Annotated in this window: 11 protein-coding genes; 8 read left to right on the top strand and 3 right to left on the bottom strand. The window is 37.7% G+C overall.

Annotation, left to right across the window (positions count from 1 at the left end; genetic code table 11):
• Positions 1–23: 23 nt before the first annotated feature.
• From epmB to EXH44_RS00540, 5 genes are all read left to right on the top strand, one after another.
• Positions 24–1,028: an EF-P beta-lysylation protein EpmB gene (epmB, locus tag EXH44_RS00560; RefSeq protein WP_162855846.1), complete on the top strand. Its 1,005-nt coding sequence runs from the start codon at positions 24–26 to the stop codon at positions 1,026–1,028.
• Between the two features lie 99 nt (positions 1,029–1,127).
• The gene (uvrB, locus tag EXH44_RS00555) at positions 1,128–3,143 is read left to right on the top strand and encodes an excinuclease ABC subunit UvrB (protein ID WP_162855845.1); all 2,016 of its coding nucleotides are present in this window, start codon (positions 1,128–1,130) and stop codon (positions 3,141–3,143) included.
• 1 nt (position 3,144) lies between these two features.
• On the top strand, positions 3,145–3,690 hold the full coding sequence (locus EXH44_RS00550; protein WP_162855844.1) for a tetratricopeptide repeat protein: 546 nt from the start codon (positions 3,145–3,147) through the stop codon (positions 3,688–3,690).
• Between the two features lie 169 nt (positions 3,691–3,859).
• Entirely contained in the window at positions 3,860–5,083 is a 1,224-nt protein-coding gene (locus tag EXH44_RS00545) for an ATP-binding protein (protein WP_162855843.1), read from the top strand.
• Positions 5,084–5,216: 133 nt separating this feature from the next.
• Positions 5,217–5,561 carry a YegP family protein gene (locus tag EXH44_RS00540; RefSeq protein ID WP_135673769.1) on the top strand — a complete coding sequence of 115 codons (345 nt, stop codon included), beginning with the start codon at positions 5,217–5,219 and terminating at the stop codon, positions 5,559–5,561.
• A 47-nt stretch (positions 5,562–5,608) separates the two neighbouring features.
• Here EXH44_RS00540 and trmJ read toward each other — a convergent pair whose 3' ends face one another.
• Positions 5,609–6,322 (bottom strand): tRNA (cytosine(32)/uridine(32)-2'-O)-methyltransferase TrmJ, encoded by a 714-nt coding sequence (gene trmJ / locus EXH44_RS00535; RefSeq protein WP_162855842.1) that lies wholly within the window; start codon positions 6,320–6,322, stop codon positions 5,609–5,611.
• 124 nt (positions 6,323–6,446) lie between these two features.
• On the opposite strand from trmJ, the gene EXH44_RS00530 reads away from it, so the two are divergent.
• On the top strand, positions 6,447–7,484 hold the full coding sequence (locus EXH44_RS00530; RefSeq protein WP_162855841.1) for an ABC transporter substrate-binding protein: 1,038 nt from the start codon (positions 6,447–6,449) through the stop codon (positions 7,482–7,484).
• Between the two features lie 43 nt (positions 7,485–7,527).
• On the opposite strand, the gene EXH44_RS00525 is transcribed toward EXH44_RS00530, so the two are convergent.
• Together EXH44_RS00525 and EXH44_RS00520 are read right to left on the bottom strand one after the other, a co-directional pair.
• Positions 7,528–8,298: a Nif3-like dinuclear metal center hexameric protein gene (locus tag EXH44_RS00525; RefSeq protein ID WP_162855840.1), complete on the bottom strand. Its 771-nt coding sequence runs from the start codon at positions 8,296–8,298 to the stop codon at positions 7,528–7,530.
• Positions 8,299–8,339: 41 nt separating this feature from the next.
• Positions 8,340–10,259 (bottom strand): MacB family efflux pump subunit, encoded by a 1,920-nt coding sequence (locus EXH44_RS00520; protein WP_162855839.1) that lies wholly within the window; start codon positions 10,257–10,259, stop codon positions 8,340–8,342.
• A gap of 448 nt (positions 10,260–10,707) precedes the next feature.
• On the opposite strand from EXH44_RS00520, the gene EXH44_RS00515 reads away from it, so the two are divergent.
• Both EXH44_RS00515 and EXH44_RS00510 read left to right on the top strand, forming a co-directional pair.
• Positions 10,708–12,714: a BCCT family transporter gene (locus EXH44_RS00515; RefSeq protein WP_425266849.1), complete on the top strand. Its 2,007-nt coding sequence runs from the start codon at positions 10,708–10,710 to the stop codon at positions 12,712–12,714.
• Between the two features lie 46 nt (positions 12,715–12,760).
• On the top strand, positions 12,761–14,650 hold the full coding sequence (locus EXH44_RS00510) for a BCCT family transporter (protein ID WP_162855837.1): 1,890 nt from the start codon (positions 12,761–12,763) through the stop codon (positions 14,648–14,650).

Here is a 14,650-nt window from a genome sequence, read left to right as displayed (position 1 = left end):
CTCATCAATAAAAAGGGGTAAACTTGAACATCTCATTTTACGATGCACCAACAAAAGCTCAATGGCTACAAGATTTGGCGGAAGCCTTTAATCGCCCTGAAGATCTGCTCAGTTACCTTGAGCTAGACATTGCAGATTTTGAGCAAGATCTTACCGCTCGTAAACTGTTTGCCTTAAGAGTGCCACGCCCCTTTGCCGAAAAAATGAAAAAAGGGGATCGTAATGATCCCCTTTTTTTACAAGCGGTCACTTTACGAGAAGAATTTGCAAAAGTTGATGGTTTTGTTACCGATCCCCTTGAAGAGCAGCATTCGCCTGCACCTAATATTTTGCATAAATACCATAACCGATTGTTATTTATGGTAAAAAATAGCTGTGCGATTAACTGTCGCTACTGCTTCCGTCGCCATTTTCCTTACGATGAAGTCAAAAGTGGCAAAGCTACATGGCAGAAAAGTCTTGACTATATTTCAGCTCATCACGAAGTAGAAGAAGTGATTTTATCGGGTGGCGATCCCTTGATGGCAAAAGACCACGAAATTGATTGGATTTTCACCCAATTAGAACAGATTCCCCATGTCACTACCGTGCGTATTCATAGCCGTTTACCTGTGGTTATCCCAAATCGTGTCACAGACGAATTGTGTGAACGGTTGTCGCAAAGCCGTTTGAATGTCGTGTTAGTGACACATATCAATCACGCGAATGAAATAGATGATATTTTTGCTGAAAAAATACAGAAGTTAAAGCAAAGTAGTGTTGTATTGCTCAACCAATCTGTTTTGCTCAAAGGAATAAACGACAACGCTCAAACTCTGAAAGCCCTAAGTGATAAATTATTTCGCTACGGCATTTTACCTTACTATCTGCACCTACTAGATAAAGTAGATGGTGCGAGTCATTTTCATATTGAAGATTATCAAGCCTTTGAAATTTACCGTGAATTACAACGCATTACATCAGGCTATTTAGTCCCAAAACTAGCTCGTGAAATTGCAAAAGAGCCAAATAAAACTTTAATGGGATAACAAGCGGTGAGATCCGCTCTATAATTTGCAAAATTTTCCCCCAATCCCACCGCTTGCTTATGCTAAAATCCTAGCAAATTTTCAGACTAGGATTTTTCAATGAACAAGCAAGGCAAACCTTTTATTCTCCATTCTCCTTTCAAACCTTCGGGCGATCAGCCGACTGCGATTGCAAAATTAGTCGAGGGGTTGAATGACGGCTTGGCACATCAAACCTTGCTAGGTGTAACAGGGTCGGGTAAAACCTTTACCATTGCCAACGTGATTGCAACCTTAAACCGTCCGGCAATGGTGCTTGCCCCTAACAAAACCCTTGCGGCACAGCTTTATGCCGAGATGAAAGCCTTTTTCCCTGAAAATGCAGTGGAGTATTTCGTTTCCTACTACGACTACTATCAGCCTGAAGCCTATGTGCCTGCCAGTGATACCTTTATTGAAAAAGATGCGTCGATTAATGAGCAGATCGAACAGATGCGACTGTCTGCTACCAAATCTTTTTTAGAAAGACGGGACACCATTGTTGTGGCGTCGGTGTCGGCAATTTACGGCTTGGGGGATGTTGATGCCTATATGCAGATGATGTTGCATCTGCAAGTAGGCGAGATGATCGACCAACGCAAAATTCTCTCTCGCCTTGCTGAATTGCAATATACCCGCAACGATCAAGCCTTTCAGCGTGCGACTTTCCGTGTGCGTGGCGAAGTGATTGATATTTTCCCTGCCGAATCGGACGATGTTGCTTTGCGTGTGGAGTTGTTTGATGATGAAATCGAAAATCTGTCCTTATTCGATCCGCTTACAGGACATAGTTTAGGGCGTGTTCCCCGTTATACGATTTACCCGAAAACTCACTACGTTACACCGAGAGAGCGGATTTTAGAGGCGATTGAGCAGATCAAAGAAGAACTTGCCGAGCGTCGAACCTACTTTATCAAAGAGAATAAATTACTCGAAGAACAGCGGATCGCCCAGCGTACTCAGTTTGATATTGAGATGATGAATGAGTTGGGCTACTGCTCCGGCATTGAAAACTACTCACGTTATTTATCGGGCAGAAAAGAGGGCGAGCCGCCACCGACCTTGTTTGACTATATGCCGTCCGATGGCTTGCTGATTATTGATGAGTCCCACGTTACCGTGCCACAAATCGGCGGTATGTTTAGGGGCGACCGAGCAAGAAAAGAAACTTTGGTGCAATACGGCTTCCGCTTGCCGTCCGCTTTGGATAACCGTCCGTTGCGTTTTGAAGAGTTTGAACGCTTATCGCCACAGACAATCTATGTATCGGCAACCCCTGGGCCTTATGAATTAGAGAAAAATCCGGATGTAGTCGATCAAGTGGTTCGTCCGACGGGCTTATTAGATCCGATTATCGAAGTTCGCCCTGTAGCAACGCAAGTTGATGATTTGTTGTCAGAAATTCATAAGCGTGTGGCGGTGGACGAACGAGTGCTAGTCACAACGCTAACCAAAAAAATGGCGGAAGATTTAACGGACTACCTAGACGAACACGGCGTGCGAGTGCGTTATCTACACAGCGACATCGACACAGTCGAGCGGGTTGAAATTATCCACGATTTACGAATGGGAATGTTTGATGTGTTGGTCGGTATCAACCTACTGCGAGAAGGTTTGGATATGCCTGAAGTGTCGCTGGTGGCGATTTTAGATGCCGACAAAGAAGGCTTTTTGCGTTCCGAACGCTCTTTAATTCAAACCATCGGGCGTGCTGCCCGAAACCTCAACGGCAAAGCGATTTTATACGGCGACCGCATTACCAACTCAATGCAAAAAGCGATCACAGAAACCGAACGCCGTCGAGAGAAACAGCAAAAATACAACGAAGAACACGGCATTGTGCCACAAGCGTTGAACAAAAAAGTGGGCGAGTTGCTTGATATTGGACAGACGGATAAACCGAAACGTAGTAAGAAATCTGCAAAATCTACCGATGATCAGACCGCTTACACCCCGAAATCTCGTAAAGAGTTAGAAAAAGAACTGAAAGTGCTTGAACAACAGATGCGAGATTTCGCTAAAGATCTTGAGTTTGAAAAAGCGGCTGCGGTAAGGGATAAGATTCATCAGTTGAAGGCGTATTTATTGGAGATTTAAGATGAAAAAAATCAAAAAATATATTGTAGTAGCATCATTAAGTTTATTTTTACCGAATATGGGATTGGCTCAAAATACAACAAAATCTGAAATACAGAATATTGATAGCTTGTTGTATCCAGATGATATTTCTAAACAAAAGAATGGACTTAATGAAGTTGAAAAACTTGCGGAAAAAGGTTCTTTTTATGCTCAGGTAGCATTAGCGCAGTATTTTGAGCTTTCTACACCACCGAATTATAAAAAAGCAATTTATTGGCGTGAAAAAGCAGCCGATATGCATAATGATATGATTTCTGCTGGCTTTATTTTGGACTATTACCATAAAGGTTTGATTGACGGTTTTGACGATAAAAAACTATTTAAATGGCATAAATATTTTGTTGACGAGCATCACTTAGATAGATTTGCTTATTTTGTAGGAACAGGCTATTTATATGGCAGAGGTGTTGAGCCCAATAAAGCGTTGGCAAAAAAATATCTAACAATCGCTTCAGAATATGGAATTACAGAAGCAAAAGAGTTATTGATTGGTATTGATAAGTAACAAGGGATTCGCAAGCGTTTAAAGTTTTAATGGAATTCGACCGCTTGTTTGGGATTAAATCTAGTTTAATTTACGATACTATCTTAAATTAAACTAGATTTTTCTTTACTTACACTTCATTTTTTAGTTTAATTTACGATGTTATCTTAAATTAAACTAATTTCTGTCTATGAACTTCTACTCTCGCCAAATGAAACCGTTGTTGCAAACGGTGATTAAACAGTTTCCAGCAGTGTTGATAACTGGTCCAAGACAAGTTGGAAAATCGACATTGTTGCAACATATTAGTGAGGATTATCAATATGTTACCTTTGATGATCCAATGTTATTATCAATGGCTCGTAACGATCCGACTTTGTTTATGCTCAACTATTCGGGCAAGTTAATTTTGGACGAGGTGCAATATGTGCCGGAGCTATTTTCAAGTCTAAAACTGGCTATTGATAAACAGAAAACCGCAGGGCTTTATCTGCTTTCTGGCTCGCAGGCATTTGAGTTAATGCAAAATGTGACGGAGACTTTGGCAGGGCGAATTGCGGTGTTAAAATTGCAAGGTTTTTCGTTGCGCGAAATTCAGCGGATTGAATTTTATCAGCCTTTTGTCCCGAATTTAGATTATCTTACCGCTCGTGGAAAACATTTCCAACCCATTGAAAACATTTGGAAAATTATTCATCAAGGCTATATGCCTCGTCTGTATGAACAAGAGATGAACTGGGAAATTTATTATGCCTCTTATGTTTCAACCTACATTGAACGAGATGTACGATCCTTAACGAATATCTCAAATATCAGTGATTTCACTCGCTTTATGGTCGCTATTGCGGCTCGTAGTGGCGAGCTGTTAAATTACAGCAATGTAGCACAAGAAGTGGGTGTATCGGTGGATACGATCAAACGTTGGACAACGATTTTAGAAACTTCGGGCATTATCTATTTGCTTAAGCCATACAGCAATAATCATTTAAAACGGGCAATTAAAACCCCGAAAGTCTATATGTTGGATACAGGTTTGATAGCGTGGCTAACAAAATGGCTAACGCCTGAAACCATTCAACAAGGGGCAAAAAGCGGTCAGTTTTTTGAAACTTTTGTAGTCAGCGAAATTATTAAATCGTTCTATAACAGCGGTATTGAACCGCCTCTGTATTTTTATCGAGATACCAACCAAAAAGAGATTGATTTATTGATTGAGTACGACAGAACAATCTACCCCGTAGAAATCAAAACCACCGCAAGCCCCGATAAGAAAATGGCAAAAGCCTTCGGTATTTTGAAAGATAATTTGCCTAAAGAGGAAATCAAAATCGGCAATGGTGTAATTATTAACCAGTATCCACAGAAGTTATGGTTAGCCGAAGATTTAGTGGCTTTGCCAATTGGGATGATTTAGCGAAATACAAGCGGTCACTTTGTTTTAAAATTTTGCAAATTTAAGAAAATTCGTTGAAAATTTCATAAAAAGTTTTATGCTACGCAACGGAATTTTCCACATTACACTTTAACTTCTTCATAGGGAGAAATTTATGGCATTAGGTTGGTACGAACTTAAATTAGCAAAAGATGGACAATTTATGTTCAACTTAAAAGCGGCAAATAGCCAAGTTATTTTAAGTAGTGAATTATATAAAACTCGTGCAGCGGCAGAAAATGGTATCGCATCAGTACAAAAAAATGGTGTAGATGAAACAAAATTTGAAATGAAAACGACAAAAAGTGATCAACCGTACTTTATTTTAAAAGCGGGAAATCATCAGGAAATTGGTCGTAGTGAGTACTATTCTTCAAAAGCAGCTGCGCAAAATGGTATTAAATCCGTGATCAATAATGCAGCAACGACAGTGATTAAAGATAAAACTGTTGAAGCATAATATCAGAAGGCAACGTGATGTTCATGGCGTTGCCTTTTTTATTCTCATTAACGTTGATATTTTTCCACCGCAGTTAGCATGCCACGCAATAGATTTAATTCATTCGTTTCTAATTCAGCTCTTTGATATAAGCGACGCAGTTTGAGCATTACCGCCTCATTACGGATAAAACCCAGTTTTTTATAAAGTTGTTCTGTATGTTGAAAGAAATGTTCTAGCGCTTCTGCGCTCGGATAGTCTGCAAGCGGTGCGATTTGTGGATTATTTTGCAAATCCAACCAAGCCATACGAATTTCATAGCAAGCCAATTGGACCGCCATGGCTAAATTAAGAGAGCCATAGTCAGGATTTGTTGGAAAATGTAAGTGATAATGGCATTTCAACAATTCTTCATTGGTTAAACCAACACGTTCTCGTCCAAATACAACCGCTACTTTACCTTGTTCAGCGCGTTGCATCGCGATTTCTCCACATTTTCGAGGTTCAATTAGGCTATTTTGTAAATGTCGAAGCCTTGCACTTGTGCCAATCACTAATTGACAATCTGCAATTGCGTCATCAAAAGTTTCGTAAATTTGTGCATTATCTAAGACATCTTTTGCGCCAGCAGCAAGGGCAATAGCTTGTTCATCAATAGGCTGTTTGGGAGAGACTAATCTGAGATGATTCATACCCATTGTTTTCATTGCTCGAGCGGTTGAGCCGATATTACCGCTATGGGACGTTTCGACTAAAATGATTTGAATTTGATTAAGTTGCATAGCCAATTATTTTAATAGATTAAATTATTGTAATTCTACCATAAAATAGAGGGAGGCGTTATTGTAATGTGTAGCATAAATGTTACACTGCTCGCTCTTTTTTCCTCTTAAAATGCGGTACCTAATGAAATCATTCAATCTTAAAAAACTCGTTGCTAGTGTTTGTCTTTTGTATCCAGTAGTTATGACTAATGTGGCCCATGCAGAAGGTAAATTAACAGTCTATTGTGGTGTTCAAAATAAAGTCTGTGAAGATTTAACTAAACGTTTTTCTCAAAAATACAATGTAGAAACTCAATTTATCCATGGTGGAACAGGCACGATTTTAGGCAAACTAAAAGCGGAGAAAGATAATCCTCAAGCGGATATTTGGTATGGTGGAACAATCGAACCTCATTTTCAAGCTGGACAGTTAGGGTTACTTGAGGCATATCGTTCACCTTTACAATCTGAGATTTTGCCTCAGTTTAAATCTTTGATGGACAGTGATAGCGGAAAGTATACTTCAGCGGCTTACTTGATGATTCTTGGATTTGGTATCAATACGGAAAAACTAAAACAATTAGACATAGAAGCACCTAAAAAATGGCAAGATTTATTAGATCCCCGTTTAAAAGGCGAAGTGCAGTTATCAGATCCAAGAAGCTCTGGAACAATGTACACCATGATGGCGACATTGATTCAACGTTTAGGAGAAGAAAAAGCGTTTGAGTATTTAAAACAGCTGGATAGCAATATTTCTCAATATGTAAAAAGTACCCTTGTGACAACGAATCTTTCCCGTGGTGAAAGTGCAGTAACGGTAGGATTTGTTCATGGTTATGTGACAGAAAAAGAAAATGGTGCGCCTGTTGATTATGTCTTACCTGAAGATGGTGCTGGATATGCTTTAGGCGGTGTCAGTGTGATTAAAGGCGCTCGTAATTTAGAAAATGCTAAATTATTTATGGATTGGGTACTTTCTAAAGAGGTTCAAGAAATTCCTTGGCGCGATCATGGTGTATATCAAACGCCAACTAATGTTAATGCTGAAATTTCTCCATTATCGCCAAAATTAGAGAATATTAAATTAGTTGAAGTAGATTACAACCGTTTTGGTTCAAGTGAAGAAGGTAAACGTTTAATTGATAAATGGGTATCTGAAATTAAATTAGCCAAATAATTATGCTTAAAAGGCTCAGAAATCTCTGAGCCTTTTTACGTTATTATGCTGGATTATCAATATCAATAAATTCGACATCTAATCCGTACTCTTTTGCCAGCCATTCACCTAAGGCTTTCACGCCGTCTCTTTCGGTGGCGTGGTGTCCACAAGAAAAATAGTAAATCCCTTGTTCTCTTGCTGAATGGGTAGTTTGCTCTGAAATCTCGCCGCTAATAAAGGCATCAATCTGTTTACTTGCTGCTAAGTCAATATAACCTTGTCCACCGCCAGTACAGATAGCCACAGTCTTAATTAATTTTTGTGGAAAATCTGCAATAAATTCGTCACATAAAATCGGTTTACGATTAAGGGCTTTCTCTAGTCTGTTCGCTAACTCTTGTGCAGAAATGGCTTCGTCTAATTCGCCATAGACAGGAATAGAAAGCACCTTATCTTCCAAGCCTTGTAAGTGTTTAACCCCAATATGCTTTGCTAATTGAGCGTTATTGCCTAACTCAGTGTGTATATCAAGGGGAAGATGATAGCCAAATAGATTGATGTCGTTGACGAGCAGTTGTTTAATCCGTTTGCCTTTCATACCACGAATACAAGGGTTTTCGCTTTTCCAAAAATAGCCGTGATGAACAAGGATTGCATCGGCTTTTTTCGCAATAGCCTGTTCAACTAAGGGTAAACTAGCAGTGACACCTGTGATAATTTTGCGAATTTCACGGCGACCTTCAACCTGTAAGCCATTGGGCGCATAATCTGCGATCGCTTTACTGTTAAGTTTTTCATCGAGAATTTGTTCAAGTTGTATATTTGTAAGCATTTTTTATCCTTTGTTATTTATTTCACTAATCTGACCGCTTGTTATTCCTGTGCCAATGCAGTAATTGGGTTTAAGCGAGATGCGTTCCTTGCTGGGATATAGCCAAAAATGACACCAATCAAGGTAGAGCAGAGTACGGCAACGACAACAGAAGAAGTAGAAAGCACCATTTTGAAGTCCGATCCCCAATAGTTAAAACTTAAAATAATGGCGGTAGCAAGCAGGATACCAATAATTCCGCCTAATAGACAGATTAAGATCGCTTCGATCAAAAATTGTTGGAGAATATTCCCTTGTTTTGCACCAATCGCCATTCGGACACCGATTTCTTTGGTTCTTTCAGTCACGGAAACCAGCATAATATTCATCACACCAATACCGCCGACAACCAATGAAATTAAAGCAATCGATGAGATAAGCAGTGTCATTGTGTTAGTGGTGCTTTCAATCGTCTGTTTAATGGTATCGGTATTCATAACGAAGAAATCTTTCTTACCATGACGCGCAGTTAAGAGCTCAGTTAAGCTTTTTTCAGCCGTTTGGCTTTCAATCTCTGCTTTGATTTTCACGGTAATCGAATCAATTTTTTTCTCCCCTGAAATGCGTTGCATTAGGGTAGTATAAGGTGTCCATAGGTTTAGGTTTGTGGATTGTTGCATATTATTTTGTTTCGCTATCCCAATGATTTCAAGGGGCTTTTTGTCCACTAAAATAATTTGCCCTAATGGATTTTCTAAGCCCAATCCTTTTTGAGTATTGGGATCAATCACAACCACTTGAGCAGATTCTTTGACTTCCTGTTCATTAAACAACCTACCTGAAATTAATGAAATTCCCCTAACATCAAAATATTGTTCCCCTACGCCATTAACTTGTCCTGTCACAGCGGTATTCGCAAAAATTAACGTGCCGCTATAAGAGCTATTGGGGGTGGCACTTTCAATGTAGTTTTGATTTCCAAGCGCGGTTACATCTGCAATGGTTAAATTTTTGGTTAAATTGGCACGCCGATCCCCAAATCCTGTTCCGTTATAAATACTCATGGTATTTGTGCCTAAGTTATTGATATTAGAAAGAATCTGCTCTTGAGATCCCTTACCTAATGCCACCACAGAAATAACTGAAGTGATACCAATAATAATGCCGAGCATGGTCAGCAAAGCTCGCAGTTTATGTGCCATAATGGCACTTGTTGCCATTTTAAAGGATTCATAAAGTTGATCGAGAAAGCGTGGTGAGCCACTTTCACGTTTATGGGAATGGGTTGGACTATGTGGCGGTTGTTGTCGTTCATCACGAATAATCTCGCCATCTTTAATTTCAATAATACGTTGCGCATGAGATGCAATGTTCGGATCGTGTGTAACAAGAATTAATGTATGACCTTCTTTATGTAATTCTTGCAAAATCTCCATCACTGTTTCGCCACTATGAGAGTCAAGCGCCCCAGTGGGTTCATCAGCAAGAATGATTTCACCGCCATTCATCAGCGCACGTGCAATACTGACTCGTTGTTGCTGTCCGCCTGAAAGTTGATTTGGACGGTTAACTGTTTTGTCAGCTAAGCCTAGCTTCCCAAGAAGCTCTTTAGCGCGAGCCGAACGAGCGGAAGAGTCTATGCCAGCATAGATTGCGGGTAAAACAACGTTTTCTTCTGCGGTTAAGCTAGACAGCAAGTTATAGCGTTGGAAGATAAAGCCAAATTTACGTTGGCGTAGGTTAGAGAGCTGATCGGAACTTAAGCTTTGTGTCTCTTTTCCATCAATTTTATAAGAACCTGAACTGGCGGTATCTAAACAGCCTAAAATATTCATTAAGGTGGATTTTCCTGATCCGGATGCGCCAATAATGGCAACAAAATCCCCTTGTTCAATAGTTAAGTTGATGTTTTTAAGGATATGCGCTGGAGACTCAGGGTTTCCCACATATTTGTTGAGATTGGTGATTTTGATGAGTTTCATATATTCCGAGTAAAAAGATATTTTGAATATGGACAAGTGTAAGAATAGATTGGTTCAACAAGCGGTCGGATTTGTAAAATATTTTGCAAATCTTACAGCTTGGTATGACTTGGGTATTCTAAAATTAAGTTTTATATAGATAAATCTATTTTGGTTATATGAATTTGATTTTTTATATGTTTTTGGTATAATTTTACAGAATATGATATTATTGTTTACTATCTCTTTAATAATTTCATTCAATTTCATACTGTTAGAGTATGCTCCATGTGCTGAAAAATAGCGTTTATATTTTAACTAGCGATATATCATTTATTAGCTCAGTTACACCATTCAAACATGGTTTGAAATAACGTTTTCGTCTTTTTATAGTCGTTGTTATTAAGTATCTTTCTTTTAAATGATCTATCACAAACCGATAGGAGATCCTGTTTTGGCTTTTTCCAAAATGATTCAAAACAAATCGTCGTTCAATCCTTTTGTGATTAGTTTGACATTAATGATGGTAGTCAGTTTAGTCGTTGCGACTTTAATGATACCAACACAAATGACCGAAGCTTTTAATTGGGCTAAGGCCACTATTTTTGCTAATTTTAGTTGGTTTTATATTCTCGCATTCTCCATTTTTCTCATTTTTCTCATTATTCTATCCATCAGTAGCTTAGGGAATATCAAACTAGGCATGAATGAAGAAGAACCTGAATTTACATTCCTTTCTTGGTTAGCCATGCTTTTTGCTGCTGGCATGGGGGTCGGTTTAATGTTTTTTGGTGTTGCCGAGCCTTTAATTCATTATTTTGTAACTGCGGGTAGCCTTGAATATAGACAGCAAGAAGCTATGTTACATACCTTTTTCCATTGGGGAATTCATGCTTGGGCTGTCTATGCAGTGATTGCACTTGCATTGGCTTATTTTGGCTTCCGTTATAAATTACCTTTAGCATTACGTTCTTGTTTTTACCCTTTATTAAAAGACAAAATCAATGGACGTGTTGGTGATGCTATTGATGTTATGGCATTGATTGCGACACTATTTGGTATTATCACCACACTTGGTTTTGGTGCTTCTCAATTAGGTGCTGGATTAGCGCAATTAGGATGGATTGAAGAAAGTACTTTTTTAATTAAAGTGATCATTATTATTACTGTAATGAGCTTAGCCGTATTTTCAGCCATTTCAGGAGTAGGAAAAGGGGTAAAATTACTTAGTGAAATCAATTTAGGCCTCGCATTTTCTTTAATGTTGTTTGTCCTTATTGCCGGCCCAACATTGTATTTATTATCTGCTTTTAGTGATAATTTAGGTACTTATTTAACTCATTTGATCAGTTTAAGCTTTAAAACATACGCATACGAAACCGATAAAATAGGATGGTTTACTGACTGGACTGTTTTATATTGGGCTTGGTGGTGTTCTTGGGCTCCATTTGTTGGCTTATTTATTGCTCGAATTTCTCGAGGAAGAACGATCCGTGAATTTATTTTTGGGGTTTTAGCGGTTCCAAGTTTATTTTGTGTACTTTGGTTTACTGTATTTGGTAATAGTGCTATTTGGTTGGATACCTTTGTAGCTAATGGCGCATTAAATGAATTGACATCCTCACCAGAGAAACTGTTATTTAAATTCTTAGATTATTTACCTATTTCAGGTGTAACAAGTTTAATTGCTTTAGTGATTATTTCTCTTTTCTTTATTACCTCTGCAGATTCAGGTATTTATGTGCTAAATAACATTGCTTCTCGTGATAAAAGTTTATCCTCACCTCGTTGGCAAGCTACAATGTGGGGAATATTAATGTCTACCGTCGCCATTGTTTTAATGAGTGTTGGGGGATTAGCGACCTTGCAAACAATGACATTAATTGTCGCATTGCCATTTGCTATGTTGATGTTAGTGATGTGTTTAAGCCTCTGGAAAGGTTTAAATGCAGATAAAAAATACTTTGAAACCAAAACAACACCGAGTAGTGTATTTTGGACGGGTGATAAATGGAAAGATCGTTTAAGCCAAATGCTAAATCAAACGCAAGAAAAAGATATTGTTAAATTCTTAAAGCAGACTGCATTGCCTGCAATGAGAGAATTACGACAAGAGCTTATTGGCGTGCATAATTTAGATGTTGAAATTGTTCAATCTTTCGATAGTGAAGAGCCTTCAGTTGAATTCATTATACATAAAGAGTCAATGCGTGATTTTATGTATGGTATTAAATCTGTGGGGCATGAAGTCTCAGAACAATTGATTGAAGATCAGAATATGCCACATATTCAACATTCAATGACCTATCAACCGATGACATTTTTCTTTGATGGAAGAACAGGATATGATGTGCAATACATGACAAGAAATGAATTAATTGCTGATATTCTGAGACAATATGAACGTTATCTTTCATTACTTGATGATGTCGGCCAAGAGTTAATGGCTCATGAGCAAACGGAGTTGGGGGAATAATTAAGAAGTGCGGTAGAAATACCGCATTTTTACTATGGAATCATTGATGAAAATACATTCGACTTTTAACAAACCTGTTGTGGTTGTAAGTTTGCTATTTTGTAGCCTGATTATTGGATTAGTGTTATTTGATAGCCAACAATCCATTCATTGGCTTTTGAACGCTAGAGCTTTTATTTTCGAACGGTTTAATTGGTTATATGTTATCGTTAATGCTTTCTTTATTTTTTTCTTAGCTTTTTTGGTTTTAAGTAATTATGGCAATATTAAATTAGGTCTTGATGAAGAAGAGCCAGAGCTAAGTTTGAAGTCATGGTATGCTTTATTATTTACCGCTGGAATGGGGATTGGTGTCATTTTTTTAGGCGTAGCTGAACCGCTTTCTCACTCAATATTTCCCATTTCTGTTAATTATGTAGAGCGTCAAGCCGTATTTCAAAGTATTTTTCATTGGAGCATTAATGCGTGGGCAATATATGGAGTTATCGCTTTATCTATAGCCTATTTTGGCTTTCGTTATAAATTGCCTCTGTCATTACGTTCCTGTTTTTATCCTTTATTAAAGCAGAAAATAGATGGGAAATTAGGTGATATAATTGATATTTTGGGGCTTTGTACCACCATTTTTGGACTTATTACTACTCTTGCATATAGTGCAGTAAGATTAATTGCAGCATTTGAAGAACGTCAATTTTGGTTTAGTGATAAATTAACTATTCAAGTTATTATTGGCACTGTATTTATTATCGCAATCATCATATCAACTCAGCGGGTTACAAAAGGTTTAAGAATAGTCAGTGAGCTAAGCTTAGTGCTTTCACTTTTTTTAATGTTGTTTGTTTTATGTGTGGGGCCAACGGCCTATTTACTTTCAACGTTTACTGAAAATATAGGGTTTTATTTAAATAGTTTTATTGAATTGGGTCTCAAAACATATATTTATGAACCTGAACATCAAAAATGGTTTAATGAATGGACCATTCTATATTGGGCTTGGTGGTTTTCATGGGCGCCTTCTTTTGGCATTTTCATCGCTCGTATCTCTAAAGGTAGAACAATTAGAGAGTTTGTTTTAGGTGTGCTATTAGTTCCTAGCTTATTTTTTATTGCATGGTTTACCATTTTTGGCAATGGTGCAATTTGGGTTAATGAATATTTAGCAAATGGCAAACTAGGTGAAATATTAAATCAAACGGGTAAATTATTATTTGTTTTTCTTGATTATCTGCCTTTTTCAAGTTTTTCAAATCATATTGCTTTTATTCTTGTATTATTGTTTTTTATTACTACCGTTGATTTTGGCGTTTATATTCTTAATAACATTTCCATTAAAGATAAGAGTGTTATTTCTCCACGTTGGCAGATTGTTTTTTGGGGAGCAATTATTACCTCAATTACCTTTATTCTTTTTCAAATTGGTGGAATAGAGGCGATGCAAGGAACAATGCTGATGTTTTCATTACCTTTTGTCTGTTTAATGTTCTTAATGGTATGGAGTTTATATAAAGGATTGCGGTTTGATTATGTTGCCATGCATAAAAAAGAAGATAATCAGCGCTGGTTAACAGATAATTGGCGAGAGCAAGTGCAATATTTATTAATGCAGAGTGATGAACGTGATACTTTAAAATATACCAAGTCAACTATCATGCTTGCGATGAGAGAATTGCGTCAAGAATTGATAGGTGTTTATGGCGTTGATGTGCATTTAGAGAGTAATTTAGAAGGCGATAATAAATATGTGATTTTTATGATTGATCATTTTTATTATCGTATTGATCTTGAAAAAGAGGCTGAAGATAATACTGGAAATATGACTATTATGGCATCAACCAATATAAATTACGGTGAAAAGCATAATATTCAACATTTGAAAAAGGATGAATTAATTTTTGATATTTTAAAGCGTTATGATATTTATTTATCATCAAATTAA

It is taken from the genome of Actinobacillus indolicus (assembly GCF_004519515.1).
GTDB classification, from domain to species: Bacteria; Pseudomonadota; Gammaproteobacteria; order Enterobacterales; family Pasteurellaceae; genus Glaesserella; species Glaesserella indolica_A.
The sequence above is the reverse complement of the archived record's forward strand: the minus strand, read 5'-3'. Positions and strand labels throughout refer to the sequence as shown.